This window comes from Streptomyces sp. 3330 (genome assembly GCF_031456635.1).
Lineage (GTDB): Bacteria > Actinomycetota > Actinomycetes > Streptomycetales > Streptomycetaceae > Streptomyces.
This window is the reverse complement of the sequence record NZ_JAVDVA010000030.1, coordinates 22,230-49,229: the sequence shown is the minus strand read 5'-3', so window position 1 is coordinate 49,229 and position 27,000 is coordinate 22,230. Positions and strand designations below refer to the sequence as shown.

At 74.4% G+C, this 27,000-nt stretch carries 21 protein-coding genes and 1 riboswitch; of the genes, 16 read left to right on the top strand and 5 right to left on the bottom strand.

Translation table 11 applies throughout. The features are described from left to right. Window positions 1-117 precede the first annotated feature (117 nt). The gene (gene abc-f / locus J2X68_RS34355) at window positions 118-1,716 is read right to left on the bottom strand and encodes a ribosomal protection-like ABC-F family protein (protein ID WP_057599278.1); all 1,599 of its coding nucleotides are present in this window, start codon (window positions 1,714-1,716) and stop codon (window positions 118-120) included. Window positions 1,717-1,960: 244 nt separating this feature from the next. Between abc-f and J2X68_RS34350 the strand changes: the two genes are divergently transcribed. Continuing rightward, complete coding sequence (locus tag J2X68_RS34350) at window positions 1,961-2,374, top strand: VOC family protein (RefSeq protein WP_310436519.1); 414 nt, start codon at window positions 1,961-1,963, stop codon at window positions 2,372-2,374. A gap of 52 nt (window positions 2,375-2,426) precedes the next feature. Here J2X68_RS34350 and J2X68_RS34345 read toward each other — a convergent pair whose 3' ends face one another. From J2X68_RS34345 to J2X68_RS34335, 3 genes are all read right to left on the bottom strand, one after another. Next, window positions 2,427-3,863 (bottom strand): hypothetical protein, encoded by a 1,437-nt coding sequence (locus J2X68_RS34345; protein WP_310436518.1) that lies wholly within the window; start codon window positions 3,861-3,863, stop codon window positions 2,427-2,429. A 412-nt stretch (window positions 3,864-4,275) separates the two neighbouring features. Further along, entirely contained in the window at window positions 4,276-5,412 is a 1,137-nt protein-coding gene (locus J2X68_RS34340) for an alpha/beta fold hydrolase (protein WP_310436517.1), read from the bottom strand. Between the two features lie 63 nt (window positions 5,413-5,475). After that, window positions 5,476-6,207, bottom strand: a complete 732-nt coding sequence (locus J2X68_RS34335; protein WP_310436516.1) for a class II aldolase/adducin family protein — start codon at window positions 6,205-6,207, stop codon at window positions 5,476-5,478. A 604-nt stretch (window positions 6,208-6,811) separates the two neighbouring features. Between J2X68_RS34335 and J2X68_RS34330 the strand changes: the two genes are divergently transcribed. From J2X68_RS34330 to cobI, 9 genes are all read left to right on the top strand, one after another. Next, window positions 6,812-8,065 (top strand): anion permease, encoded by a 1,254-nt coding sequence (locus J2X68_RS34330; protein WP_310436515.1) that lies wholly within the window; start codon window positions 6,812-6,814, stop codon window positions 8,063-8,065. 34 nt (window positions 8,066-8,099) lie between these two features. Further along, a complete protein-coding gene (locus J2X68_RS34325; protein WP_057599283.1) occupies window positions 8,100-8,321 on the top strand; it encodes a hypothetical protein in 222 nt (73 codons plus the stop codon). A gap of 120 nt (window positions 8,322-8,441) precedes the next feature. Continuing rightward, window positions 8,442-8,594: riboswitch (cobalamin riboswitch) on the top strand. Between the two features lie 99 nt (window positions 8,595-8,693). Continuing rightward, window positions 8,694-9,710: a cobalamin biosynthesis protein gene (locus J2X68_RS34320; RefSeq protein ID WP_310436514.1), complete on the top strand. Its 1,017-nt coding sequence runs from the start codon at window positions 8,694-8,696 to the stop codon at window positions 9,708-9,710. Beyond that, window positions 9,707-11,239 carry a cobyric acid synthase gene (locus J2X68_RS34315; protein WP_310436513.1) on the top strand — a complete coding sequence of 511 codons (1,533 nt, stop codon included), beginning with the start codon at window positions 9,707-9,709 and terminating at the stop codon, window positions 11,237-11,239. Before J2X68_RS34320 ends, J2X68_RS34315 begins: the two co-directional genes overlap by 4 nt. Then, entirely contained in the window at window positions 11,236-14,892 is a 3,657-nt protein-coding gene (gene cobN / locus J2X68_RS34310) for a cobaltochelatase subunit CobN (RefSeq protein ID WP_310436512.1), read from the top strand. Before J2X68_RS34315 ends, cobN begins: the two co-directional genes overlap by 4 nt. Next, window positions 14,889-16,937, top strand: a complete 2,049-nt coding sequence (locus tag J2X68_RS34305; RefSeq protein ID WP_310436511.1) for a putative cobaltochelatase — start codon at window positions 14,889-14,891, stop codon at window positions 16,935-16,937. The genes cobN and J2X68_RS34305 overlap by 4 nt, the downstream gene beginning before the upstream one ends. Beyond that, window positions 16,937-17,536 (top strand): cob(I)yrinic acid a,c-diamide adenosyltransferase, encoded by a 600-nt coding sequence (gene cobO / locus J2X68_RS34300; protein WP_057599288.1) that lies wholly within the window; start codon window positions 16,937-16,939, stop codon window positions 17,534-17,536. The genes J2X68_RS34305 and cobO overlap by 1 nt, the downstream gene beginning before the upstream one ends. 4 nt (window positions 17,537-17,540) lie before the next feature. After that, window positions 17,541-19,013, top strand: a complete 1,473-nt coding sequence (locus J2X68_RS34295) for a cobyrinate a,c-diamide synthase (RefSeq protein WP_310436510.1) — start codon at window positions 17,541-17,543, stop codon at window positions 19,011-19,013. Beyond that, window positions 19,010-19,741, top strand: a complete 732-nt coding sequence (gene cobI / locus J2X68_RS34290; RefSeq protein WP_310436509.1) for a precorrin-2 C(20)-methyltransferase — start codon at window positions 19,010-19,012, stop codon at window positions 19,739-19,741. Before J2X68_RS34295 ends, cobI begins: the two co-directional genes overlap by 4 nt. A gap of 17 nt (window positions 19,742-19,758) precedes the next feature. Here cobI and J2X68_RS34285 read toward each other — a convergent pair whose 3' ends face one another. Then, window positions 19,759-20,487 carry a ZIP family metal transporter gene (locus J2X68_RS34285; RefSeq protein WP_310436508.1) on the bottom strand — a complete coding sequence of 243 codons (729 nt, stop codon included), beginning with the start codon at window positions 20,485-20,487 and terminating at the stop codon, window positions 19,759-19,761. Window positions 20,488-20,586: 99 nt separating this feature from the next. Between J2X68_RS34285 and cobM the strand changes: the two genes are divergently transcribed. The 6 genes from cobM to cobC are packed head-to-tail and all read left to right on the top strand — an operon-like array spanning window position 20,587 to window position 26,991. Beyond that, window positions 20,587-21,405 (top strand): precorrin-4 C(11)-methyltransferase, encoded by an 819-nt coding sequence (cobM, locus tag J2X68_RS34280; protein ID WP_310436507.1) that lies wholly within the window; start codon window positions 20,587-20,589, stop codon window positions 21,403-21,405. After that, window positions 21,402-22,667, top strand: a complete 1,266-nt coding sequence (cbiE, locus tag J2X68_RS34275) for a precorrin-6y C5,15-methyltransferase (decarboxylating) subunit CbiE (RefSeq protein WP_310436506.1) — start codon at window positions 21,402-21,404, stop codon at window positions 22,665-22,667. The genes cobM and cbiE overlap by 4 nt, the downstream gene beginning before the upstream one ends. Next, complete coding sequence (gene cobJ, locus J2X68_RS34270) at window positions 22,664-24,382, top strand: precorrin-3B C(17)-methyltransferase (protein ID WP_310436505.1); 1,719 nt, start codon at window positions 22,664-22,666, stop codon at window positions 24,380-24,382. Before cbiE ends, cobJ begins: the two co-directional genes overlap by 4 nt. Continuing rightward, complete coding sequence (locus J2X68_RS34265) at window positions 24,379-24,981, top strand: precorrin-8X methylmutase (protein ID WP_310436504.1); 603 nt, start codon at window positions 24,379-24,381, stop codon at window positions 24,979-24,981. Before cobJ ends, J2X68_RS34265 begins: the two co-directional genes overlap by 4 nt. Continuing rightward, complete coding sequence (locus J2X68_RS34260) at window positions 24,978-25,907, top strand: sirohydrochlorin chelatase (RefSeq protein ID WP_310436503.1); 930 nt, start codon at window positions 24,978-24,980, stop codon at window positions 25,905-25,907. Before J2X68_RS34265 ends, J2X68_RS34260 begins: the two co-directional genes overlap by 4 nt. After that, complete coding sequence (gene cobC / locus J2X68_RS34255) at window positions 25,897-26,991, top strand: Rv2231c family pyridoxal phosphate-dependent protein CobC (protein ID WP_310436502.1); 1,095 nt, start codon at window positions 25,897-25,899, stop codon at window positions 26,989-26,991. The genes J2X68_RS34260 and cobC overlap by 11 nt, the downstream gene beginning before the upstream one ends. The last annotated feature ends 9 nt before the right edge of the window (window positions 26,992-27,000 follow it).

Genomic DNA, 27,000 nt, shown 5'->3' with positions numbered 1-27,000 from the left:
CCGTGGATCACGCCCTTGGACCACGTTCCTGGATCACGCCGTGGATCACGCCGTCGATCACGTCCCGGACGACGCCGTGGATCAGGTGCGGGCGCACCCCGTGGAGCGCGCGTCCGGTCAGGCCAGGGCGACCAGGTCCGCGTAGTCGGCGCCCCACAGGTCCTCGACGCCGTCGGGCAGCAGGATGATCCGCTCGGGCTGGAGCGCCTCCACGGCGCCCTCGTCGTGCGTGACGAGGACGACCGCGCCCTTGTAGGTGCGCAGCGCGCCGAGGATCTCCTCGCGGCTGGCCGGGTCGAGGTTGTTGGTGGGCTCGTCGAGCAGCAGCACGTTGGCCGAGGAGACCACGAGGGTGGCGAGGGCCAGCCGGGTCTTCTCGCCGCCGGAGAGCACCCCGGCGGGCTTGTCGACGTCGTCGCCGGAGAACAGGAACGAGCCGAGGGTCTTGCGGACCTCGACCAGGTCCAGGTCGGGGGCGGCGGACCGCATGTTCTCCAGGACCGTGCGCTCCGGGTCGAGGGTCTCGTGCTCCTGCGCGTAGTAGCCGAGCTTGAGGCCGTGGCCGGCGACGACCTCGCCGGTGTCGGGCTGTTCGGCCCCGCCGAGCAGCCGCAGCAGGGTCGTCTTGCCGGCGCCGTTCAGGCCGAGGATGACGACGCGGGAGCCCTTGTCGATGGCCAGGTCGACGTCGGTGAAGATCTCCAGCGAGCCGTAGGACTTCGACAGGCCCTCGGCCATCAGGGGCGTCTTGCCGCAGGGCGCGGGCTCGGGGAAGCGGAGCTTGGCGACCTTGTCGGACTGCCGGACCGCCTCCAGGCCGGAGAGCAGCTTGTCGGCGCGGCGGGCCATGTTCTGCGCGGCGACCGTCTTGGTGGCCTTGGCGCGCATCTTGTCGGCCTGCGAGTGCAGGGCGGCGGCCTTCTTCTCGGCGTTCTGGCGCTCGCGCTTGCGGCGCTTCTCGTCGGACTCGCGCTGCTGCTGGTAGAGCCGCCAGCCCATGTTGTAGACGTCGATCTGGGAGCGGTTGGCGTCCAGGTAGAAGACCTTGTTGACGACCGTCTCGACCAGGTCGACGTCGTGGCTGATGACGATGAAGCCGCCGCGGTAGGTCTTGAGGTAGTCGCGCAGCCAGACGATCGAGTCGGCGTCGAGGTGGTTCGTGGGCTCGTCGAGGAGGAGCGTGTCCGCGTCCGAGAACAGGATGCGGGCGAGCTCGACCCGGCGCCGCTGACCGCCGGAGAGCGTGTGCAGGGGCTGGCCGAGCACCCGGTCGGGCAGGTTGAGCGCGGCGGCGATGGTGGCGGCCTCGGCCTCGGCGGAGTACCCGCCCTTGGTGAGGAACTCCGTCTCCTGGCGCTCGTACTGCCGCATCGCCTTGTCGCGGGTGGCGCCCGAGCCGTTCGCGATCCGCTGTTCGTTCTCGCGCATCTTGCGGATCAGGACGTCCAGGCCGCGCGCGGAGAGGATGCGGTCGCGGGCCAGCACGTCGAGGTCGCCGGTGCGGGGGTCCTGCGGGAGGTAGCCGACCTCGCCGGAGCGGGTGACCTGACCCGCGGCCGGGATGCCCTCACCGGCCAGGACCTTGGTCAGCGTGGTCTTTCCGGCGCCGTTGCGCCCGACCAGGCCGATCCGGTCGCCCTTGGCCACACGGAAGGAGGCGTTCTCGATGAGGATGCGGGCACCGGCGCGCAGCTCGATGCCGGAGGCGGAGATCACGGACAGACTCCAGAACGGGGGTCGTTGGCGGATGGACGGCCGAGGACGTTCCCGCCGTCTAATGCGCGAGGAGAATGGCCATGAGGGCCAGTCTAACGGGACCGTGCAAGCACTTTTTCTGGGTTCAGCTGTTCGATCTTCCCGCGCGCCCGCCGGATTCCGTTCCCGGGGGCGATGTCGGTGCCGGGTGCCAGACTGGGCGTCGGACGGCGGATCCGGCACCGATCACAAGGGAGTGATCTGCATGGCAGGCACGAACAGCGGGCGGCCCAGCATCTATCCGACCGTGCTGTACACGGACGCCAAGGCGGCGATCCGGCAGCTCACGGAGGCCCTGGGGTTCACGGAGCTGTCGGTCTACGAGGGCGAGGACGGCTCGGTCGTGCACGCCGAGCTGGTGCAGGGCAACGGCGCGGTGATGCTCGGCTCCAAGGGCCGCGGCGGGATCTTCGACACGGCGATGAAGGACGCGGGTCCGACCGGGGTGTACGTCGTGGTGGACGACGTCGACGCACACCACCGGCGGGCCGTGGAGCACGGCACCGAGATCCTGATGCCCCCGACGGACCAGGACTACGGCTCCCGGGACTACATGGCCCGCGACCTCGAGGGCAACCTCTGGAGCTTCGGCACGTACGCGCCCGAGATGCAGGGCTGAGAGCACCGCCGGGGCCGGCGCGGGGCCCGTGCGGATCCCGTGCCGGGCTCGTTCAGCTGCCTCCGGTGTGCACCTGGAAGGCGGCCCGGCGGACGGCCTTGGCCAGCGCCGGGTCGGGGTGCGCGGCGGCGAGCGCCACCAGCACCTGCACGGTGCGCGGGTGTCCGGCGGCGCGCACCTCGGTGAGCAGGGCGGGGACGGTCGGCTGCAGCGCGGACTCCAGGTGGCGTACGAGCATCGGCGCCTCCCCGTGGTCGGCGACGGCCGCGGCGGTGTCGACCCACAGCCAGGTGGCCTCCTGCCGGGTGAGCACCTCGTGGGCGTCCTCGGGGTCCACGCCGTCGTGCTCGGCGAGCCACAGCAGCGCGTACGGCCGCAGGGCGGGTTCGTCGACGACCGCGCGCACGTCGGGCTCGGCGGGGGCGCCGACGACGCGCAGCGCCTCGAAGGCGAGACCGCGCAGCAGGGCGTCGTCGCCGCGGGCGGCGAACAGCAGCTCGGCGACGGCGCTGCCGACGGTCCGGGCGGCGAGCCAGGCGCGGTACTCGGCGCGGGCCGCGTTGGGGCGGAGCTGGGCGCAGCCGCGGAGCATGGCCTCGGCGGACTGCTCGATGTTGCCGGCGGGGCTCTGCGCGGCGACGCAGATCTGCTCCAGCTTGACCCAGACCGCCCAGTTGCCCAGGGGCGTGAGGGTGGCCTGTCCGGCGCCGTAGGTGAGGGCGCCCACGGCGGCGAGGGCGTGCAGGGCCCAGTCGAGGAGGGGGGCGAGTTCGGCGTCCTGGGCGGGCTCCGCCGGGTCGGCGTCGGCGGAGAGGACCGGGGCGAGGGGGGTCGCGGGTTCCGAGCCGGCGCCGTAGGGCACCTCGCAGCGCTCGGTGCGCAGTTCGGTGACCCGCTGGCGCAGCAGGTCGAGGAGCTGCTCCACGGGGACGGGCCCGGCGGACAGCTGGAGGAAGGACAGCACCTGGGGCATGGCCGAGACGACCTCGGCGACGGCGGCGGGCTCCTGGTCCGCGGGCTCCGGGGAGGCGAGCGACCAGGCGTCGAACAGGGCGACCCAGCCGCGCAGGACGGCGCTGTCGTCACGGTTCCAGGCGCGCAGCCGCCAGCCGGGGCGGGCGCTGTCGCCGTGCACCTCGACCAGGCCGGCGAGCCGGGCGGTGTCCCAGTCGGCGCGGATCCGGTCCGTGGTCAGGCCCAGATCGCTGGCGGCCCGTTCGGCCGTCGCGTCGGAGAGGGTGGCCTTGCCGTCGGTCGTGGCGGCGTCTCGGCCGGGGCCGAGGGCGTTGTCGGCCCAGCGGGCGACGCGGGCCGCGGCGGCCAGTCCGGAGCGCGCCATTCTGGCCAGCTCCGCGGGCGCCGGGGTGCCCTCCGGCGGGCGGGGTGCGGGGCGGCGCGGGCGCCGCTCGTTCACAGCTGAGGGGGCGGCGGCCAGGGGTCGCGGGCGGACGAGTCGAAGCCTGGAGTCGCGCGGGATACGGGACGTCACGGGTGCAGTCTTCCGGTTGACGGTCCGAAAACCCAAACGGAATGTCACGGGCGGCTACGGGACTGGCCAAGGCACGGGGTTCGGCGAGGGCCGGAGAGGCGCCTTCAGGCCAGTGGTACGGGCTTAAACGGAACCGGCGGCACCGGTCCGGCCGCCCTGCCCGGCCGCCCTGCCCGGCCGCCTTGTCGGGGCAGCTCGTCGGGGGCCCCGACGGCTCGTTCCCGAGCGCCGTGACGGGGCGCCTCGACGGGGCGTGCCCGAGCGGGCCGCGTCGGCACCGGCTCACGAGTGCACCTGAGGGGCGCACGGCGGTCGAGCACCGCAGTCGTGCCCCCGCAGTCGAGCACCGCAGCGGGTCAACCCGAAAGGATCCCCTCGGACGGGTCACCCAGGACGGGTCACCCGGGGCGGATCACATCAGCGGGGTCAGGAAGCGGCGCAGGGCCTCCTCGTAGGCCTCGGGGTCGGGGTTCCACATGGCGCCGTGCGGGGCGTGCGGGACCGTGTGCAGGGAGACCAGCTCGGGGCGCAGGCGGGCGAGCCGGCGGGAGGCGCTCCAGGGGGCGACGGTGTCGTCGGGGCCGTGCAGGACGAGGGTCGGGACCCTCAGCCGGTCCGGATCGGTGATCGCGCCGCCGTGACCGCCGGGTCCGGCGTGCAGGCCGGTGCGCCCTTCGGCGGCGCGGACGGCGAGCGGCAGCAGCGCGCCCGGGGTGTGCCGGGCCGCGGCCAGGGCGCGCACCGTCGTCCGCCAGTCCAGGACCGGGGAGTCCAGTACCAGCCCGGAGACGAGATCGCGCAGCCCCGAGTCGGCGGCGGCCCGCAGGGCCATGGTCGCGCCGGTGGACCAGCCGAACAGGACGACGCGTTCGGCGCCGTAGCGCACGGCGTACCGCATCGCCGCGTCCAGGTCGCGCCACTCGGTCTCGCCGAGGTGGTTCAGGCCGTCCGGTGAGCGGGGCGCGCCGAGGTCGCCGCGATGGGCGAGGGCGAGGACGGGGAAGCGGCGGCGGTGCAGGAAGCCCATGAGGTTCAGGGCGTGTTCCCTGGTGGTGCCCAGCCCGTGCACGGCGATCACCCAGGTGCGGCGCGCGCCGGGCACGAACCAGGCGGGCAGGTTGCCCAGCTCGCCGGGGATGTCGATGTCGGCGTGGTCGAGGCCGAGGGCGCTGCCGGGGTTGCCGACATGGAGGTTGGGGGTGAGCCAGACCGCGTCGCCGGGGCTCAGGGTGCCGTGGGTGACCCGCTCCAGGCGGCGCACGACGGTGTCGGCGGAGTGCGGGGCGGTGGGCAGGACGGGGCCCACGACCGCGTGGGAGCCGTTGCCGGACAGGCCGTAGGTGCCGGGCCGCAGGGCTGCCAGGTCACGCGTGAGGGTGATCTGGCCGGCGGCCGTGCCGTGCACGGTGAGCCGGGGTTCGGTGGGCAGGGGACGGCCGGGCGGCGCCTTCAACGCGGCGTCGCTGGCCAGCCGGCCGGCGGCGACACTGACGGCGCCGGCGGCCAGGGCAGCGGTGACGGCGGCAGCCGTCGCTTTGACAGTGCGCACCCGTCCAGTGTCCTGGCCCGCCTTCGTCCCGGCCAGTGGTGGAGCCGGTCGGGTGACGGCGGGTCACTCCCGCTGCCCGTAGCCGCGCAGCCGCTCGCCCGCCTCCGCGACCTGTTCCGCCGTCAGGAGCGTGGGGTGCAGGCCGGGCACGGAGGACGCCGTCAGCCACAGGCGGCACATCCACTCCAGTTGGGCCGTCCGGTCGTAGGCCTGGTCGAGGGTGGCGCCGTGGGTGAGGGTGCCGTGGTTCTGCAGGAGGCAGCCGCTGCGGCCGGCGAGGGCGCGGAGCACGTTCTCGGCCAACTCCTCGGTGCCGTATGTCGCGTACGGGGCGACGCGGACGGGTCCGCCGAGCGCGCCCGCCATGTAGTGGACGAGCGGAAGCTCGGTGACGAGGGTCGAGACGGCGGTCGCGTGCACGGCGTGGGTGTGGACGATCGCCCCGGCGCCCGTGGTGCGGTAGACGGCCAGGTGCAGGGGCAGCTCGCTCGTCGGGCGCAGGGTGCCGAGCACCTGCCGGCCGGCCAGGTCGACGCCCGTGACGTCGTCCGGGGTGAGCCGCTCGTAGGGCACGCCCGACGGTGTGACCAGCACGGTGTCGCCGACCCGTACGGAGACGTTGCCCGAGGTGCCGACGACGAGTCCGTCGCTCACGGTGCGGCGGGCGGCCGTCACGAGGGCTTCCCAGGCGCGCGCCTCTTCGAGGACCGCGTGCCTCCCCCGCCGCTCCGCCACGTCCCGTACGCCGTCCCGGTGGCCCCGGGCGTCCCCCTGCTCGCGTCGCTGCTCAGCCATGCCGCGATCCTGCCAGGCGGCACCTGGGGCCGCCGCCGGGCCGTTCGGCGGCGCGTACCCGTCGCCCTGCCGACAGGGGCTCGGGCGAGGGGTGGGCCGCGGGAGCCGGCCGCGCTTTTCGTACACAATGGCGGCGGCCGGCGCGCCCACGGCCGGGCCCTGCCGCCCGCGCGCGGCCGCCGGCGCCGTCCCCGCGACAGGACTGCCTGTGCCGTCCCGGTGACAGAGGGCCGATGACACGGCCCGACCGGGACCCGGACGGGGCCCGGACGGTCCCGCGGATCACGCCCTGTGGGTCGCCCGTCACGGGCTGTCGGACGCCGGGACACCGCCGGTCGGACGGCCGACGGGGGCCTTCCGGCGGTACGCGGACAGCGGCTGCCCGCAGGGTGACCGGAATCTCATTCAGGGCTCCGGGACCCGGCCGCGCGGGCTCGCCGAGGACGGGCGACCGTACGGCGCTTGACCCCGGCGACGGCGCCGCGGCGGGAGACCGCCGCACCCCCCGTGCACAGACACCCGGATGCCCTTCTCAGTTCATCTTCCGTTCACCCGGATTGCTTACGGTCAACGCGCCAATGACTTCGAACGATTGCCTGGGTAAATGGAAAACTTCTCGCTGATCCTCGCGATTGTGGTCGTTACCGCACTCGCGTTCGATTTCACGAACGGTTTCCACGACACCGCCAACGCGATGGCCACCACCATCTCGACCGGTGCACTCAAGCCCAAGGTTGCGGTGGCCATGTCCGCCGCGCTGAACCTTGTGGGAGCTTTCCTCTCGGTGGAGGTCGCCAACACGATCTCCAAGGGTCTCGTCGACGAGACCGGCATCCGTCCCGAGGTCATCTTCGCCGCCCTGGTCGGCGCGATCCTCTGGAACCTGCTGACCTGGCTGGTGGGTCTGCCCTCCAGTTCCTCGCACGCCCTGATGGGCGGCCTCATCGGCGCCACCATCGCCTCGGCCGGCATGGGCGCGGTGCACGGTGACGCCCTGGTCACCAAGGTGCTGATCCCCGCGATCGCGGCGCCGATCGTCGCGGGCGTCGCGGCGATGCTCGCGACCCGGCTCTCCTACACCCTCGGCAAGAAGGCCGACGGCAAGGCGGCCGCCAAGGGCTACCGCGCGGGCCAGATCGCCTCGGCCGGCCTGGTCTCCCTCGCCCACGGCACCAACGACGCGCAGAAGACGATGGGCATCATCACCCTGGCCCTGGTGGCCGGCGGCGCCGTGGCCCCCGACTCCGACCCGCCCACCTGGGTCATCCTCTCCGCCGGCCTGGCCATCGCGCTCGGCACCTACCTCGGCGGCTGGCGCATCATCCGCACCATGGGCAAGGGCCTGACCGACCTCCAGCCGCAGCAGGGCTTCGCCGCCCAGACCAGCGCGGCCACGGTCATCCTGGCCTCCTCGCACCTCGGCTTCTCCCTCTCCACCACCCACTCGGTGTCCGGTGCGGTGATGGGCGCCGGGCTGGGCCGCAAGGGCGGAGTGGTCCGCTGGTCGACGGCGACCCGGATGTTCGTCGCGTGGGGCCTGACGCTCCCGGCCGCGGCCCTGGTGGGCGCGCTCGCCGAGTCCGTCACCGGCCTGGGCGACTGGGGCACGGCCCTCGTCGCGGTCTTCCTGATCGCCTCCAGCGCGGCCATCTGGAAGATCTCGCGGCGCGAGGTCGTCGACGCCTCGAACGTCAACGAGCCCGACGAGCCGGCCGGCGTCGTCACGACGGCGATCGCCGCCGTCACCCCGCCGCCCGCCGGCACCCTGGCCGAGGACCTTACGGACCTGACGGCCACGATCCCCGGCCCCACGGCAGAGCCCGCGACCCCCGCCGCTCCCCCGGCCGCGGCCGTCTGAGCCCGCGCACCCGGTACGAAGGAAGAGAACCAGCATGAAGATCGACTGGGCAGCCCTGGGCTCCGTCTTCGGCGTCAGCCTCGTGGTCACCGTAGGTCTCGTCGCCCTGTTCACCCTCGGCATCATGGGACTGTCGCGGCAGGAACGCGCGTCGGCGCAGGGCGGCTCGGCCACCCTCGCGGTGACCGGCGCGTACGCGTGCTTCGCGGCCTGTGCGGCCGCTGTGGCGTACGGGATCTCCCTGATCGTCGCCTGACGCACCATCCGAACACCCCTGGGGTGCGGGACGGATCACCGTCCCGCACCCTTCGGCGTTCACGGCCCCGCCGGCCGGCTCCGTGTGGGGTTCTGCACACTCCAGCCTCGCAGGTCAACAGCAAGTTGACGGCTCTTGCGGGCCGTGGTGGACTGCCCGAGCCATGTACGGCGGCAGAAGAGGAAGCCGGTGCGAATCCGGCGCGGTCCCGCCACTGTCACCGGGGTAGTAACCCCCGGGAGCCAGGAACTCTCGCCGCCGGTCTCGTCGAACCAGGGCGTGGACACCCTGAGTGAGGACATATCGCCATGCTCGCTCGGCCGTTGAGGTACCGCACCAGGACGTTGCCCGACCCCACGGCCGGCTGAGCCGATGCGTGCCGATCGCCTCTACGCGTACGGCGCCGCCACCGGCCTTCTGGGCGACCTGCTGCTCGGCGATCCCCGCCGGGGGCATCCCGTCGCCGCGTTCGGACGGGCCGCGGGCGCCGTCGAACGGCTGCTGTGGCGGGACCACCGGGGACGCGGAGCCCTGCACGCCGTCGTGTGCGCCGGCGGGGCCGTGGCCCTCGGAGCCGCCGCCGAGCGGGCCGTACGCCGTTCCCCCGCCGCCACCGTCGCTCTCGTCTCCGCCGCCACCTGGGCCGTGGTCGGGGGCAGTTCCCTGGTCCGGGAGGCCCGGACCATCGGTCGGGCGCTCGAAGCGGGGGACGTCGACGCCGCCCGGGAGCGGCTGCCGCATCTGTGCGGGCGGGACCCGCAGGCGCTGGACGCCGACGGGATCGCCCGGGCCGTCGTGGAGTCCGTCGCCGAGAACACCTCCGACGCCGTCGTGGGGGCGCTGGTGTGGGGCGCCGTGGGCGGAGTGCCGGGCCTGGTCGGGTTCCGGGCCGTCAACACCCTGGACGCCATGGTCGGTCACCGGTCGCCGCGGTATCTGCGCTACGGCTGGGCGGCCGCCCGTCTCGACGACGTCGCCGGATGGCCGGGAGCCCGGCTGACCGCCGTGCTCGCCGCCGTCGCGGGGGACGATCCCCGGGGCGCCGTGCGGGCCTGGCGGGCCGACGCGGACCGGCACCCGAGCCCCAACGCCGGGCCCGTGGAAGCGTCGTTCGCGGGCGCCCTCGGGGTGCGGCTGGGCGGAACCCTGTCGTACGGCGGGCGCGTGGAGCACCGGCCCGTGCTCAACGGCGCGGCCGGACGGCCCGTCGTCGCCCGGGACATCGAACGTGCCGCGCGGCTCTCGCGCCGCGTCGGGCTGCTCGCGCTCGGCGTCACCGTCACCGCGCGGTTCGCCGCCACGCACCTCCTCGCGGGGACGCGGAGAATCCACGGCCATCACAGCAATCACAGCAACCGGGGCAACCAGCCGAAGGGGCGTACGACATGAGCGGGGGTCTCCTCGTCGCCGGCACCACCTCCGACGCCGGCAAGAGCGTCGTCACGGCAGGGATCTGCCGGTGGCTGGTGCGGCAGGGGGTGAAGGTCGCGCCCTTCAAGGCGCAGAACATGTCCCTCAACTCGTTCGTGACGACGGAGGGCGCCGAGATCGGGCGGGCCCAGGCCATGCAGGCCCAGGCCTGCCGGGTGGAGCCGACCGCGCTCATGAACCCCGTGCTGCTCAAGCCGGGCGGGGAACAGAGCAGCCAGGTCGTCCTGCTGGGCAAGCCGGTGGGCGAGATGACCGCCCGCGGGTATCACGGAGGGCGGCAGCAGAAACTCCTCGGAACCGTTCTCGACTGCCTCGCCGAGTTGCGGGGCACGTATGACGCGGTGATCTGTGAGGGGGCGGGCAGTCCCGCCGAGATCAATCTGCGGCGGACCGACATCGTGAACATGGGGATCGCGCGGGGCGCGCGGCTGCCCGTGCTCGTCGTCGGCGACATCGACCGCGGGGGCGTCTTCGCCTCCTTCTTCGGCACCGTCGCGCTGCTCTCGCCGGAGGACCAGGAACTGGTCGCCGGGTTCCTGGTCAACAAGTTCCGGGGGGACGTCTCCCTGCTGGAGCCGGGCCTGGACATGCTGCACGGCCTCACCGGGCGGCGGACGTACGGCGTGCTGCCGTTCCGGCACGGGCTCGGCATCGACGAGGAGGACGGGCTGCGGGTCTCGCTGCGCGGGACCGTCCGGGAGTCGAACACCGCTCCGCCCGTCGGCGAGGACGTGCTGCGGATCGCCGTCTGCGCCGTCCCGCTCATGTCGAACTTCACGGACGTGGACGCGCTGGCCGCCGAACCCGGCGTCGTCGTGCGGTTCGTGGACCGGCCCGAGGAACTGGCCGACGCCGACCTGGTGGTGCTCCCCGGGACCCGGGGGACCGTGCGCGCCCTGGAGTGGCTGCGCGAGCGGGGGCTGGCCGACGCCGTCCTGCGCAGGGCGGCCGAGGGGCGGCCCGTCCTCGGCATCTGCGGTGGCTACCAGCTCCTCGGCGAGCACATCGAGGACGAGGTCGAGAGCCGGCTGGGACGGGTGGAGGGCCTCGGAGTCCTCCCGGTCCGGGTGCGGTTCGCCCGCGAGAAGACCCTCACCCGGCCGGTGGGGCAAGCCCTCGGCGAGCGGGTCGAGGGCTACGAGATCCATCACGGGGTCGCCGACGTCCAGGGGGGCGAGGCGTTCATCTCCGACGAGCACGGACACAGCCTGGACGGCTGCCGGGTCGGCCGGACCTGGGGCACGCACTGGCACGGCTCGCTGGAGTCGGACGGATTCCGGCGGGCCTTCCTGCGCGAGGTGGCGGCCGCCGCGGGCCGTCGCTTCGTGCCCGCCGCCGACACCTCGTTCGCCGGGCTGCGCGAGGAGCAGCTCGACCGGCTCGGCGACCTGATCGAACAGCACGCGGACACCGACGCGCTCTGGCGGCTCATCGAGTCGGGCGCGCCGCAAGGACTGCCTTTCATTCCACCGGGAGCGCCCGCATGAGCACAGTGTTGTTGTTGTCGACCGCCGACACGGATCTGCTGGCGGCCCGGGCCGCTTCCGGCGCCTCGTACCGGATCGGCAACCCGACCCGGGTGGACGTCGCCGGGGAACTCCCCGCGCTCCTCGACGGCGCAGACATCGCGGTCGTCCGGCTGCTCGGCGGCAAGCGGGCCTGGGAGGACGGCCTCGCCGCGCTCAAGGCGTCCGGCGTGCCGACCGTGCTGCTGGGCGGCGAAACCGTGCCCGACGCGGAGCTGATGGCCGAGTCGTCGGTGCCCGCCGGTGTGGTGGCGGAGGCGCTGCGGTATCTGGTCGAGGGCGGCCCGGCCAACCTGACCGAGCTGGCCCGGTTCCTCTCCGACACCGTGCTGCTGACCGGTGAGGGGTTCGTCGAGCCGCAGAAGATGCCCGAGTACGGCGTCCACGGCGAGCGTGCCTTCGTCGAGGGCCGGCCGACCATCGGGGTGCTCTTCTACCGGGCGCACGAACTGAGCGGCAACACCGCCTTCGTGGACACGCTGTGCGACGCCGTCGAGGCCCGCGGCGCCAACGCCCTCCCCGTGTACTGCGGTTCGCTGCGCGGCGCGGATCCGGGGCTGTACGAGATCCTCGCACGGACGGACACCCTCGTCGCCACGGTGCTCGCCGCCGGCGGCGCGCACGCCTCGCAGGCCTCGGCGGGCGGGGACGAGGAGGCCTGGGACGTCGGCGCGCTCGCCGACCTCGACGTCCCCGTGCTGCAGGGTCTGTGCCTCACCTCGTCGAAGAGCGCATGGGAGGCGTCCGACGCGGCGCTCTCCCCCATGGACGCGGCGATGCAGGTCGCCATCCCGGAGTTCGACGGGCGGATCATCACGGTCCCCTTCTCCTTCAAGGAGCAGGGCCCGGACGACGTGCCGGTGTACCTCGCCGACCCCGAGCGGGCCGGACGCGTCGCCGGGATCGCCGTGCGGCACGCCCGGCTCCGGCACAAGCCGAACAGCGAGAAGAAGCTGGCGCTCGTCTTCACCGCCTACCCGACCAAGCACTCCCGGGTCGGCAACGCGGTCGGTCTCGACACCCCCGCCTCGGCCGTCCGGGTCCTGGACGCGCTGCGGGACGCCGGGTACGGCGTGCAGGGACACCCGGACGACGGCGACGAGCTGATCCACCGGCTCATCAACGCCGGTGGCCACGACGTCGAATGGCTCACCGAGGAGCAGCTGGCCGCCGCGCCGGCCCGGGTCCCGCTGGCCGACTACCGGGAGTGGTTCGACCGGCTCGACCCCGGGCTGCGCGACGGCATGCTGGAGGCGTGGGGCGAGCCGCCGGGTTCGCTGTACGTCGACGGGGACGACATCGTGCTGGCCTCCCTGCAGTTCGGGAACGTCGTCGTGATGATCCAGCCGCCGCGCGGCTTCGGCGAGAACCCGATCGCGATCTACCACGACCCCGACATGCCGCCGTCGCACCACTACCTGGCGGCCTACCGGTGGCTGGAGAACAGCTTCGGCGCCGACGCCGTCGTGCACATGGGCAAGCACGGCACGATGGAGTGGCTGCCGGGCAAGGGGCTCGGGCTGAGCGGGGGCTGTGCCCCCGACGCCGTCCTCGGGGATCTGCCGCTCGTCTACCCGTTCATCGTCAACGACCCCGGCGAGGGCACCCAGGCCAAGCGGCGCGGCCACGCCACGGTCGTCGACCACCTCGTGCCGCCGATGGCGCGCGCCGACACCTACGGCGACCTGGCCAAGCTGGAGCAGCTGCTCGACGAGTACGCGCTCGTCTCCGACCTGGACCCGACGAAGGCGCCGGCCGTGCGCGCGCAGATCTGGACGCTGGTGAAGGCGGCCGAGCTGCACCACGACCTGCACGTCGACGACCAGCCGGACGACGACGCGTTCGACGAGTTCGTCATGCACATCGACGGCTATCTGTGCGAGATCAAGGACGTGCAGATCAGGGACGGGCTGCACATCCTCGGCGGCGGTCCGGTCGGCGAGGCGCGGGTGAACCTCGTGCTGGCCGTGCTGCGCGCCTCGCAGGTGTGGGGCGGGCAGGCGAACGCGCTGCCGGGTCTGCGGGCCGCGCTGGCCGCTCATTTCGGCCTGGTCGAGAAGGAGTTGCTCGCCGAGCCGGGCGCGCCGGTGAAGGTGCCGGTCGAGCTGACGGATCTCGTCGAGGGCCCCGCCCGCACCGGGGCCGACGCCGTCGATCTGCTGGAGCAGCTGTGCCGCCGGATCGCGGAGGGCGCGGAGGCGCGCGGGTGGGCCGTCGCCGGGAGCCGGGCGCTCGTCCGTGAGGTCCTGGGCACCGAACTCCCGGACGCGGTAGCGGTGCTGGAGTTCGCGTGCACGGAGGTCGTGCCGCGGCTGGAGCGGACCACCGACGAGATCGGGCACATCCTCAAGGCGCTGGACGGCGGTTACGTCCCGGCCGGGCCGTCGGGTTCTCCGACGCGCGGGCTGGTCAACGTCCTGCCGACCGGCCGGAACTTCTACTCGGTCGACCCCAAGGCGATCCCGTCCAGGCTGAGCTGGGAGGTCGGGCAGTCGCTCGCGGACTCCCTCGTGCAGCGGTACCTGCAGGACACGGGCGCGTACCCGAAGTCCGTCGGCCTGACGGTCTGGGGCACCTCCGCGATGCGTACGCAGGGCGACGACATCGCCGAGATCCTGGCGCTGCTGGGCTGCCGTCCGGTGTGGGACGACGCCTCGCGCCGGGTGACGGGCTTCGAGGTCGTGCCCCTGGACGAGCTGGGCCGGCCGCGCATCGACGTCACGGTCCGCATCTCCGGGTTCTTCCGGGACGCCTTCCCGCACGTGGTGGGGCTGATCGACGACGCGGTGCGGGCGGTGGCCGAGCTGGCCGAGCCCGCCGAGTCCAACTTCGTCCGCGCCCATGTGGACGAGGACACGGCCGCGCACGGCGACCGACGGCGCGCGACGGCCCGTGTCTTCGGCTCCAAGCCGGGGGCCTACGGGGCGGGACTGCTGCCGCTGATCGACGCCCGCAACTGGCGCTCGGACGCGGACCTCGCCGAGGTGTACGCCGTCTGGGGCGGGTACGCCTACGGGCGCGGGCTCGACGGTCGGGCGGCGCGCGGGGACATGGAGACGGCGTTCAAGCGGATCGCCGTCGCCGCCAAGAACGTGGACACGCGCGAGCACGACCTCGTCGACGCCGACGACTACTTCCAGTACCACGGCGGCATGGTGGCCATGGTGCGGCATCTGACGGGCGCCAACCCCGAGGCCTACGTGGGCGATTCGGCCGTCCCGGACCAGGTGCGGACGCGCACGCTCGGCGAGGAGACGCATCGCGTGTTCCGGGCCCGGGTGGTCAACCCGCGCTGGATGGCGGCCATGCGCCGGCACGGCTACAAGGGCGCCTTCGAGATGGCGGCGACCGTCGACTACCTCTTCGGGTACGACGCCACCGCCGGGGTCGTCGACGACTGGATGTACGAGAAACTCAGCGCCGAGTACGTCTTCGACGCGGAGAACCGGGACTTCATGCAGAAGTCCAACCCGTGGGCCCTGCGGGGCATCACCGAGCGGCTCCTCGAAGCCGCCGACCGCGGACTGTGGGCCGAGCCGGACGCCGACACGATCGAGCGGCTCCGCGCGACCTACCTGGAGCTGGAAGGCGACCTGGAGGGCGACGACAAGTGAGTACTCCTTTCCCGTTCACGGCCGTCGTCGGCCAGGACGACCTGCGGCTCGCGCTGCTGCTGAACGCCGTCTCGCCGGCGGTGGGCGGGGTGCTGGTCCGCGGGGAGAAGGGCACCGCCAAGTCCACGGCCGTGCGCGCCCTCGCGGCACTCATGCCCACCGTGGACGTGGTCTCCGGCTGCCGGTTCTCCTGCGACCCCGACTCCCCCGACCCCGCCTGCCCGGACGGGCCGCACGAGCCGGGGGCCTTCGAGACCCGGCCGGCCCGGATGGTCGAGCTGCCCGTCGGCGCCTCCGAGGACCGGCTGGTCGGCTCCCTCGACATCGAGCGGGCGCTCGCCGAGGGCGTCAAGGCCTTCGAGCCGGGGCTCCTCGCGGACGCGCACCGCGGGATCCTGTACGTGGACGAGGTCAACCTCCTCCACGACCACCTCGTGGACCTGCTGCTCGACGCGGCCGCGATGGGCGCCTCGTACGTGGAGCGCGAGGGTGTCTCCGTACGCCATGCCGCGCGGTTCCTGCTGGTGGGGACGATGAACCCCGAGGAGGGCGAGCTGCGGCCGCAGCTGCTCGACCGGTTCGGGCTGACGGTGGAGGTGGCCGCCTCGCGCGAGCCCGACCAGCGGGTGGAGGTCGTCCGGCGCAGGCTCGCCCACGACGACGATCCGGCCGCCTTCGCCGAGCGGTGGGCGGACGAGGAGAGCGCCGTGCGCGGGCGGATCGTGGCCGCGCGGAAGCTGCTGCCGTCGGTGCGGCTGGGCGACGGGGCGCTGCGGCAGATCGCGGCGACCTGCGCGGCCTTCGAGGTGGACGGCATGCGGGCCGACATCGTGATGGCGCGGACGGCCACCGCGCTGGCCGCCTGGGCCGGGCGCACGGACGTGCTCGCGGAGGACGTGCGGCAGGCGGCGCTGCTGGCGCTGCCGCACCGCCGGCGCCGCAACCCCTTCGACGCCCCGGGCATCGACGAGGACAAGCTCGACGAGACGCTGGAGGAGTTCGCCGGCCCGGACGACGAGGATCCCGACCCCGACCCGGACGGGCCCGGCGGCGACGGCGGCGGGGACGGCGGGCAGCCGCCGCGGTCCGACGGTGACGGCCCCCGGGGCGACGACGCCTCGGCCGGCCCCGGGACGGACGAGGACACGGCGGCCCCGGAGAGCGGCGAGGGCGGGGAGCCGCAGCCGGCCGGTTCCGGTGCCGGGGAGCAGTCCGCCGTGCGGGCCGCCGAGCCGTTCCGCACGAAGGTGCTGAGCGTGCCCGGGATCGGCGAGGGCGCCGCCGGACGGCGCTCGCGGGCGCGGACCGAGCACGGGCGCACGACGGGTGCGGTGCGGCCGCGGGGCACGCTGACCAAGCTGCACCTGGCCGCCACGGTGATGGCCGCCGCCCCGCACCAGCGGGAGCGGGGTCGCTCCGGGCGCGGGCTCGTCGTGCGCCGGGACGATCTGCGGCAGGCGACCCGGGAGGGGCGGGAGGGGAACCTCGTGCTCTTCGTCGTGGACGCCTCCGGGTCGATGGCGGCCCGGCAGCGGATGAGCGCGGTGAAGGGCGCCGTGCTGTCGCTGCTGCTCGACGCCTACCAGCGGCGCGACAAGGTGGGGCTCGTCAGCTTCCGCGGGACGGCGGCGGACCTCGCGCTGCCGCCCACCTCGTCGGTGGACGCCGCCGCCGTACGGCTGGAGTCGCTGCCGACCGGCGGGCGGACGCCGCTCGCCGCCGGGCTGCTCAGGGCGCACGACGTGCTGCGGGTCGAGCGGCTGCGGGATCCGGCCCGGCGGGCGCTGGTCGTCGTCGTGACGGACGGACGGGCCACCGGCGGCCCGGAGCCGGTCGCCCTCGCCGGGCGGGCGGCCCGGTTGTTCGCCGCCGGGGGGATCGCCTCGGTGGTCGTCGACTGCGAGTCGGGGCCGGTGCGGCTGGGGCTCGCGGGGCAGCTCGCGGGCGAGCTGGGGGGCACCGCCGTGACGCTGGACGAGTTGCGCGCGGACTCCATCGCCGGGCTGGTCAGGGATGTGCAGGGGACTTCGAGGAGGGCCGCGTAATGCCGCAGGGACAGCCGAGTGTGGTGCCGGACGACGGGCTGACCACGCGTCAGCGGCGCAACCGGCCGCTGGTCGTCGTGCACACGGGGGTCGGCAAGGGAAAGTCCACCGCCGCCTTCGGGCTCGCGCTGCGGGCGTGGAACCAGGGGTGGCCCATCGGGGTGTTCCAGTTCGTCAAGTCGGCGAAGTGGAAGGTCGGCGAGGAGAACGCGCTGCGCGTGCTGGGGGCGTCCGGTGAGGGCGGTTCCGTCGACTGGCACAAGATGGGCGAGGGGTGGTCCTGGGTCCAGCGGGACTCCCAGATGGACAACGAGGAGAAGGCCCGCGAGGGCTGGGAGCAGGTCAAGCGGGATCTCGCCGCCGAGACGTACAAGCTGTACGTGCTCGACGAGTTCGCGTATCCGATGCACTGGGGCTGGGTCGACACGGACGAGGTCGTCGACGTGCTGCGGCACCGGCCGGGCACCCAGCACGTCGTGATCACCGGGCGGAACGCGCCGGAGAAGCTCGTCGACGTCGCCGACCTGGTCACCGACATGTCCAAGGTCAAGCATCCGATGGACGCGGGCCAGAAGGGCCAGCGGGGCATCGAGTGGTGACGCCGTGCTGAATTCCCCGTCCTCCGTCCCCCGGCTGGTCGTCGCCGCGCCCTCCTCGGGCAGCGGCAAGACCACCGTCGCCACCGGGCTGATGGCCGCGCTCACCGCGCGGGGGCTCGCCGTGTCCCCGCACAAGGTCGGGCCGGACTACATCGACCCCGGCTACCACGCGCTCGCGACCGGGCGCACGGGACGCAACCTCGACGCGTACCTGTGCGGGCCCGCTCTGGTGGGGCCGCTGTTCGCGCACGGCGCGCGCGGGTGCGACATCGCCGTGGTCGAGGGCGTCATGGGGATGTTCGACGGGGCCGCCGGGGAGGGTGAGCTGGCGTCCACCGCCCAGGTGGCGAAGCTGCTGCGGGCGCCGGTCGTGCTCGTGGTGGACGCCTCGTCGCAGTCGCGGTCGGTGGCCGCGCTCGTGCACGGGTTCGCCTCCTGGGATCCGGAGGTGCGGACCGGGGGCGTGATCTTGAACAAGGTCGCGTCCGACCGGCACGAGGAACTGCTGCGGGACGCGCTCGACTCGGCCGGGGTGCCGGTGCTGGGGGTGCTGCGGCGGGTGGCTCAGGTGGAGACGCCGTCCCGGCATCTGGGGCTGGTGCCGGTCGCCGAGCGGCAGGCCGCCGCGGTCGACTCCGTCGCGGCCATGGCGGCGCAGGTTTCACGGGGGTGCGATCTGGAGGCGTTGGTCGCGCTGGCGCGTAGTGCGGGGGCGTTGTCCTGTGCGGCCTGGGACGCGGCCGAGGCGCTTGATTCCTCGCTCCGGCCACCCCTTCCCGTCCCGACCCCGGGGGCTGCGCCCCCAGACCCCCGCTCCCGGCCTGAACGGCCTGGTTCCCAAGCGCCGGACGGGCCGAGAAAGAGCGGCCCGGGCGGCAAGGTGCGGGTCGCCGTCGCGGGCGGGCCCGCGTTCACCTTCTCGTACGCCGAGCACGCGGAGTTGCTCGGCGCCGCCGGGGCCGAGGTCGTCGTGTTCGATCCGCTGCGCGACGAAGGGCTGCCGGAAGGGACCCGTGGGCTGGTCGTCGGGGGCGGGTTCCCCGAGGTGTACGCCGCCGAGCTGTCCGGGAACGAGGCGCTGCGCAAGGAGGTGGCCGCGCTCGCGGAGTCCGGCGCCCCGGTCGCCGCCGAGTGCGCCGGGCTGCTCTACCTGTGCCGGGAGCTGGACGGACGGCCCATGTGCGGGGTGCTCGACGCCACCGCGCGGATGAGCGAGCGGCTCACGCTCGGCTACCGGGACGCCGTGGCCGTGAGCGACAGCGTGCTGGCCGTGGCCGGGACGCGGATGCGCGGACACGAGTTCCACCGGACCGTCGTCGAGCCCGGCTCGGGGGCGGCTCCCGCCTGGGGCGTGCTGGCCCCGCGGCGGGTCGAAGGTTTTGTGGAGCGCGGTGTGCACGCGAGTTATCTGCACACGCACTGGGCGTCCGAGCCCGGTGTGGCCCGTCGGTTCGTGGAGAGGTGCCGGACGTCATGAGCAGCAGGCTGGTCGGAGTCGGGGTGGGCCCAGGGGATCCGGAGCTGGTGACCGTCAAGGGCGTCAACGCGCTGCGGGCCGCCGAGGTCGTCGTCGTGCCCGTGATGGACAGCGGGGAGCGCGGGCGGGCCGAGGCCACCGTGCTGCACTACGTGCCGGCGGAGAAGATCGTCCGGGTCGTCTTCGCGCTCAACGAGCGGACCGACCGGGCGCGGCGGGAGGCCGCCTGGGACGCCGCCGGGTCGCGGGTGGCCGAGCTGCTGCGCGAGCGCGGCGCCGTCGCCTTCGCGACCATCGGCGATCCCAACGTGTACTCCACGTTCACCTATCTCGCGCAGACCATCGTGGAGTCGGTGCCGGGCGTGGTGATCGAGACCGTCCCGGGGATCACCGCCATGCAGGACCTCGCGGCGCGGTCGGGCGCCGTGCTGACCGAGGGCACCGAGCCGCTGACGCTGGTGCCGGTGACCGCGGGTTCGGCCGTGCTGAAGGACGCGCTCGCCGGGCCGGGGACCGTGGTGGCCTACAAGTTCGGGCGGCAGGCGGCCGAGGTCGCCGAGGCGCTGCGGGAGACCGGGCGGATCGGGGACGCCGTGTGGGGGTCGGCGCTCGGTCTCGAGGAGGAGTCCATCCGGTCCGCCGGGGAGCTGGACGGCGAGCCGCTGCCGTATCTCTCCACGCTCATCGCGCCCGCGCCGCGCGACGGGGGCCGGGGCGGCAAGCTGTGAGCGCGTCCGCCGCCGGGTCACGAGGCCAGGCCCACCACCAGCCAGATGAAGGCCGCGCCCGCGACCGTGCACAGCACGGTCGAGCGGGCGGGGTGTTCGTGGTGCGCCTCCGGGAGGATCTCGGCGGCCGCCAGGTACAGCAGCGCGCCGCCGAAGAAGCCCAGATAGGCGCCGAGCAGCTGCTCGGGGATGGTGACGAAGGACGTCGAGGCCGCGCCCACGACCGGCGCCGCGGCGTCCGCGAACAGCATGGCCAGGGCCTTGCGGCGGTCGTTCCCGTACAGGCTCGTGATCGTGTAGGTGTTGAAGCCGTCCGCGAAGTCGTGGGCGATGACCGCCAGCGCGACGGCGATGCCCATGCCGCCGCCGACCTGGAAGGCCGCGCCGATCGCCACGCCGTCCATGGCGCTGTGGCCGACCATCGCCGCGGCCGCCGTCAGGCCGACCTCGGGGGCCCGGCCGTCGTGCTCCTCGGCGCCGTGCGCGGCCTGCCGCACCGCCAGCAGACGTTCCACCAGATGGGCCAGCAGGAAGCCCGCCACGAAGAGCAGCAGCGCGGCCGGGACGCCGAAGACCTCCGTGCCGGCCGCCTCCAGGGCCTCCGGCAGCAGATCCAGTCCGACGACGCCCAGCATCAGGCCGCCGGCCAGGCCCAGCACCAGATGGCGGCGGTCGGTCACGCGCTGTGCCGTCCAGCCGCCGGCCAGCGTCATGAGGAACGCGCCGAGCGCGACGAAGACCGCCATAGGCCCTTGCTATCCGATCAACCCCCGATCGCGCACATCCGCGCCACCCGCTGACGCCGTCATACACGCACAAAGCCCGCTATGAGAGGACCCGAACCCATGGCCGATGCCCCCACCGGCAAGGTGACCTTCGTCGGTGCCGGCCCCGGCGCCGCCGACCTGCTGACGTTCCGCGCCGCGCGTGCCATCGCCGACGCCGACGTCGTGATCTGGGCCGCGAGCCTGGTCCAGGCGGAGGTCCTCGAGCACGCGCGCGAGGGCGCGGAGATCCTCGACTCGGCGACCATGTCCCTGGAGGACGTCGTCACCGTGTACGAGCGGGCCCGCCGGGAGGGGCTGAGGGTCGCCCGCATCCACTCCGGCGACCCCGCCCTCTGGGGCGGTACGCAGGAGCAGCTCGACCGGTGCGAGGAGATCGGCGTCGAGACCGAGATCGTGCCCGGGGTGTCCTCCTTCTCGGCCGTCGCCGCGCTCGCCCGGCGCGAGCTGACGATCCCCGAGGTCGCGCAGTCGGTCGTCCTCACCCGGCTCGGCGGCGGCAAGACGCCGATGCCGCCCGGCGAGGAGGTCCGTGAGTTCGCCCGGCACGGCACGACCATGGCGATCTTCCTGTCGGCCGCGCGCAGCGGTCAGCTGGTGCGGGAGCTGCTGGAGGGCGGCTACCCGACCGCCACTCCGGTGGTCATCGCCTACCAGGCGACCTGGCCGGAGGAGCTGGTCGTGAGGTGCACGATCGAGACGCTGGAGGAGACGGTCAAGGAGCACAAGCTCTGGAAGCACACCCTGTTCCTGGTGGGCCCGGCCCTCGACGCGCGCGGCACCCGCTCGCACCTGTACCACCCCGGTCACTTCCACGGCTATCGCAAGGCCGACCCGGAGGCCCGCCGGGCCCTGCGGTCGCGGGGTGCCGGCACGTGAGCCGGCCGATCACCGTCGTCGGCACGGGGACGGGGACGGCGCCCGGCGGGGAGGTCCTCGCCGGCGCCGGGCTCGTGGTGGGCGGGCGGCGCCATCTGGAGGCCGCAAAGCTGCCCGCGTCCGTCGAGCGGATCGTGCTCGGGCCGCTCGCGCCGGCTCTCGACGCCATGGCGGAGTGCGTCGGCAAGGACCGGCGCGTGGTCGTGCTGGCCTCCGGCGACCCCGGGTTCTTCGGGATCGTGCGGGCGCTGGCCGAACGGTTCGGGGCGCACCGGCTGGACGTCCGGCCCGGGGTCTCCTCCGTGGCCACCGCCTTCGCGCGGCTCGGGCTGACCTGGGACGACGCCGTCGTCGTCAGCGCGCACGGGCGGGATCCGCGCACGGCCGTCAACGTCTGCCGGGCGCACCCGAAGGTGGCCGTCCTGACGGGACCGGGCGCCGGGCCCGCCGAGCTGGGCGCCGTGCTCGCGCGCAGCGCGCCGGAGCGGGTGCTCGTGGTGGCCTCCGCGCTGGGCGATCCGGCGGGCGAGCGCGTGGAGCGCGTCTCCCCCGCCGAGGCCGCGGAGCGCGACTGGGGCACGGCGGTGAGTGTCGTCCTGTGCCTGGACGAGGCGCGCGCGGGCGGTCCGGCGCGGACGCTGGCCGGGCCCGGGACGCGGCCCGCCGGGTGGGCGCTGGACGAGGGCGACTTCGCCCACCGCGACTCGATGATCACCAAGTTCGAGGTGCGGGCGCTGGCCCTGGCGCGGCTCGGGCCGCGCCCCGGCGACCTGGTCTGGGACGTGGGCTCCGGGTCGGGCTCCGTGGCCGTGGAGTGCGCGCGGCTCGGCGCCGCCGTCAGCGCCGTCGAGAAGGCGGCGGACGGGGTCGGGCGGATCCGCGCCAACGCCGCGGCGCACGGCGTCGACGTGCACGTGGTGCACGGCACGGCGCCCGGCGCGCTGGCCGGACTCGACGATCCCGACGCCGTGTTCGTCGGCGGTGGCGGGCGCGAGCTGCCCGACGTCGTGGGCGCGTGCGCCCGGCGGGCCCGGCGCGGCGTCGTCGTCTCGATGGCCGCGCTGGACCGGGTCCCGGCGGTGCGCGCCGCGCTCGGCGACGCGGGGTTCGACTGCGACGGCGTGCTGCTGCACTCCTCACGGCTCGCGCCGCTGCCGGGCGACGTGACCCGGCTGGCCGCGACCAATCCCGTTTTCCTGCTGTGGGGTGTCAGAAACGCCGTCGGCGCGCACCCTGTCCATCGAGAAGGAGTAGCCCTGTGATCGGCCTCATTTCCGCCACCGCGGCGGGGGCGGCGGCGCGCGACCGGCTGGCCGCGGCCTGGCCGGACCGCACCCGCGTGTACGACGGCCCGGTCGGGGACGCCGTGCGGCGGGCGTTCGCCGAGTGTGAGCAGCTCGTCTGCTTCCTGGCCACCGGGGCGGTCGTCCGGCTGGTCGCGCCCCTGCTGTCCGACAAGACGTCCGACCCGGGTGTGGTCTGCGTCGACGAGGCCGGGCGGTTCGCCGTCCCGGTGGTCGGCGGACACGCCGGCGGCGCGAACGAACTCGCGCTGGCCGTCGGGGAGTTGCTGGGTGCTCAGCCGGTGGTGACCACGGCGACGGACGCCGTCGGCATCCCCGGGCTCGACACGCTCGGCCTTCCCGTGGAGGGCGATGTGGCCGGCGTGACGCGGGCGCTGCTGGACGGCGAGCCGGTCGCGCTGGCCGCCGAGACGGCGTGGCCGCTGCCGCCGGTGCCGTTCGCCGCGCGGGGTTCGTACACCGTGCGGCTGACGGATCGCGCGGTCGAGCCCGCGCCCGGTGAGGTGCTGCTGCGGCCGCCGTCCCTCGTCGTCGGTGTCGGCGCGTCCCGGGGCGCCCCGGTGGACGAGGTGCTCGGCCTGGTCGAGGGCGGGCTGCGGGAGGCGGGGCTGTCCGTCCGCAGTCTCGCCGAGCTCGCCACCGTCGACGCCAAGGCGGACGAGCCGGGGATCGTCGAGGCCGCCCGGCGGCTCGGCGTGCCCGTGGTGACGTACTCCGCCGGGGAGCTGGCGGGCGTCGAGGTGCCGAACCCGTCCGACGCGCCGCTCGCCGCCGTCGGCACGCCGTCCGTGGCGGAGGCGGCGGCACTGATCGGCGGGGGTGAACTCCTGGTCCCCAAGCGGAAGTCGGCCGACGTGCCCGCGACGGCGACCTGCGCGGTCGTACGGCGGCCGGGGCGCGGACGGCTCGCGGTCGTCGGGCTCGGGCCCGGCGCGCGCGACCTGCTGACGCCGCGCGCCAGGGCGGAGCTGGAGCGGGCCGCGGTGCTCGTCGGCCTCGACCAGTACGTCGACCAGATCCGCGATCTGCTGCGGCCCGGCACCCGGATCCTGGAGTCGGGGCTCGGCGCCGAGGAGGAGCGGGCCCGGACGGCCGTCGAGGAGGCCCGGCGCGGGCAGGCCGTCGCGCTGATCGGCAGCGGCGACGCGGGCGTGTACGCGATGGCCTCCCCCGCGCTCGCCGAGGCGTCCGACGACATCGACGTCGTCGGGGTGCCGGGGGTGACCGCCGCTCTCGCGGCCGGCGCCCTCCTCGGCGCGCCGCTCGGCCACGACCATGTGTCGATCAGCCTGTCCGACCTGCACACGCCGTGGGAGGTCATCGAGCGACGGGTGCGCGCGGCGGCCGAGGCGGACCTCGTCGTCACCTTCTACAACCCCCGTTCCCGGGGCCGCGACTGGCAGCTCCCCAAAGCGCTGTCGATCCTCGCCGGGCACCGGGAGCCGACGACACCGGTGGGTGTCGTGCGCAACGCCTCGCGTCCCGACGGCAGCGCGCGGCTGACGACGCTCGAGGAACTCGACCCGGCGTGGGTCGACATGATGACGGTCGTGACGGTGGGCAACACGGCGACCCGGAACATCGCGGGGCGCATGGTGACGCCGCGCGGCTACCGCTGGCAGGAGAACCGCCCGGCCGGTTCCCGGGAGGACTCCGGGGAGGGCGCCCTGTGAACCGTGTGGTCCATCCGATCGAGCAGGAGTCCTACCGGCGGCTGCGCGCCCGCCTGGACACCTCGCACTTCGCGCCGCTGAGCCGGGCGGTGGTGGAGCGGGTCGTCCACTCCGCCGCCGATCTGGAGTACGCGAGCGATCTCGTCATGGACGAGGGCGAGTTGGCGACGGCGCACGCCGCGCTGCACGCCGGGGCTCCCGTCGTCGTGGACGTGGAGATGGTGGCGGCCGGGATCACCCGCCGCGACACCGTCTGCCGGCTCAGGGACGCCGAGTCCGGGCCGGGTCTCACCCGTTCGGCGCACGCGATACGACTCGCGTACGAGCAGGTCGGGCCGGGGGCCCTCTGGGTGATCGGCAACGCGCCGACCGCGCTGGAGGAACTGCTCACCCTGGACGCCGCCCCGGTGCTCGTCATCGGCCTGCCCGTCGGCTTCGTCGGGGCGGTCGAGTCGAAGGCCGCGCTCCGCGAGAGCGGGCTGCCCGCCGTCAGCAACATGTCCGAGAAGGGCGGCTCGGCGGTCGCCTCCGCCGCGCTCAACGCCCTGCTGTACCACCCTGTTCCACAGCCCGATCCGCAGTCCGAGGAGACATCGTGACCACCCCGCCGCCCGCCCTGCTCATCGCCGGCCATGGCACCCGGGACGAGGCCGGAGCCGAGGCGTTCCGTGACTTCGTACGGGAGCTGGGCCGCCGCCACCCCGAACTGCCCGTAGCGGGCGGTTTCATCGAGCTGTCCCCGCCGCCGCTGGGCGACGCCGTGACGGAACTGGTGGAACGCGGCGTACGGCGCTTCGCCGCCGTCCCGCTGATGCTGGTGTCCGCCGGGCACGCCAAGGGCGACATCCCCGCCGCGCTGTCCCGTGAGAAGGAGCGCCACCCGGGGATCTCGTACACGTACGGGCGTCCGCTGGGCCCGCACCCGGCGCTGCTGAACGTGCTGGAGCGGCGGCTCGACGAGGCGCTGGGCACCGCGGGGCGCACCCCCGAGGACCTGGCCGACGTGACCGTGCTGCTGGTCGGCCGCGGGTCGACGGACCCGGACGCCAACGCCGAGGTGTACAAGGCGGCGCGGCTGCTGTGGGAGGGCCGCGGGTACGCGGGCGTGGAGACCGCGTTCGTGTCGCTGGCCGCGCCGGACGTGCCGAGCGGGCTCGACCGGTGCGTGCGGCTGGGGGCGAAGCGGATCGTCGTGCTCCCCTACTTCCTGTTCACGGGGATCCTGCCGGAGCGGGTACGGCACCAGACCGAGGGCTGGGCGGCCGCGCATCCGGAGGTCGACGTGCGGTCGGCGGACGTCATCGGTCCCGAGCCGGAACTGCTCGACCTGGTGATGGAGCGGTACGCGGAGGCCGTCAAGGGCGACCTGCGGATGAACTGCGACTCGTGCGTGTACCGGATCGCGCTGCCGGGCTTCGAGGACAAGGTGGGGGCGCCGCAGCAGCCGCACTTCCACCCGGACGACGAGGGCCACCACCACGACGGCCACCACCATCACGGCCACGCGCACTCCCATGCGCACTGAGGGACCCGACGGGCTCGCCGAGGGCCGCGCCGGCGGCCACGACCTGCGCCACCACGGGGACGCCGAGGTGCGCGACGACGGTTCGGCCCTCGTCGACCTCGCGGTGAACGTCCGCGCGGACACGCCTCCGCGCTGGCTGCGGGAGCGGGTCGCCGCGTCCCTGGGCGACCTGGCGGCCTACCCGGACGGGCGGGCCGCCCGGGCGGCGGTCGCGGCCCGGCACGGGCTGCCCGTCGAGCGGGTCCTGCTGACGGCGGGCGCGGCGGAGGCGTTCGTCCTGCTGGCGCGGGCCCTGAAGGTGCGGCGGCCCGTCGTCGTGCACCCGCAGTTCACCGAGCCGGAGGCGGCGCTGCGGGACGCCGGGCACAGCGTGGACCGGGTGGTGCTGCGCGCGGGGGACGGCTTCCGGCTGGATCCGGCGGCCGTCCCGGAGACGGCCGACCTGGTGGTCGTCGGCAATCCGACGAACCCCACGTCGGTGCTGCACCCCGCGGAGACGATCCGGCGGCTGGCCCGGCCCGGACGGACCCTGGTGGTCGACGAGGCGTTCATGGACGCGGTGCCGGGCGAGCGGGAGGCTCTCGCCGGACGCACGGACGTGCCCGGCCTGGTGGTGCTGCGCAGCCTGACCAAGACCTGGGGGCTGGCCGGGCTGCGGATCGGCTACGTGCTCGCCGCGCCGGAGACCGTCGCCGACCTGGAGCGGGCGCAGCCGCTGTGGCCGGTGTCGACGCCGGCGCTGGTGGCGGCGGAGGCGTGCATGGGGGCACAGGCCCTGGCGGAGGCCGCCCACGCCGCCCACCGCGTCGCCGCGGACCGGGCGCATCTCGTGGCCGGTCTGGAGGAGTTCGCCGCCGACGGGGTACGGGTCGTGGGGCCCGCGGAGGGGCCGTTCGTGCTGGTGCGGCTGCCCCGGGCCGACGCCGTCCGCCGCCGGCTGCGCGCCCTGGGCTTCGCGGTCCGGCGCGGGGACACCTTCCCGGGGCTGGACGAGGAGTGGCTGCGGCTGGCGGTACGGAACCGGGCGACGGTGAACCGTTTCCTCCAGGCGCTGGACCAGGCGCTGGCCCTGACCAGGGCATGAGGGCGGGGT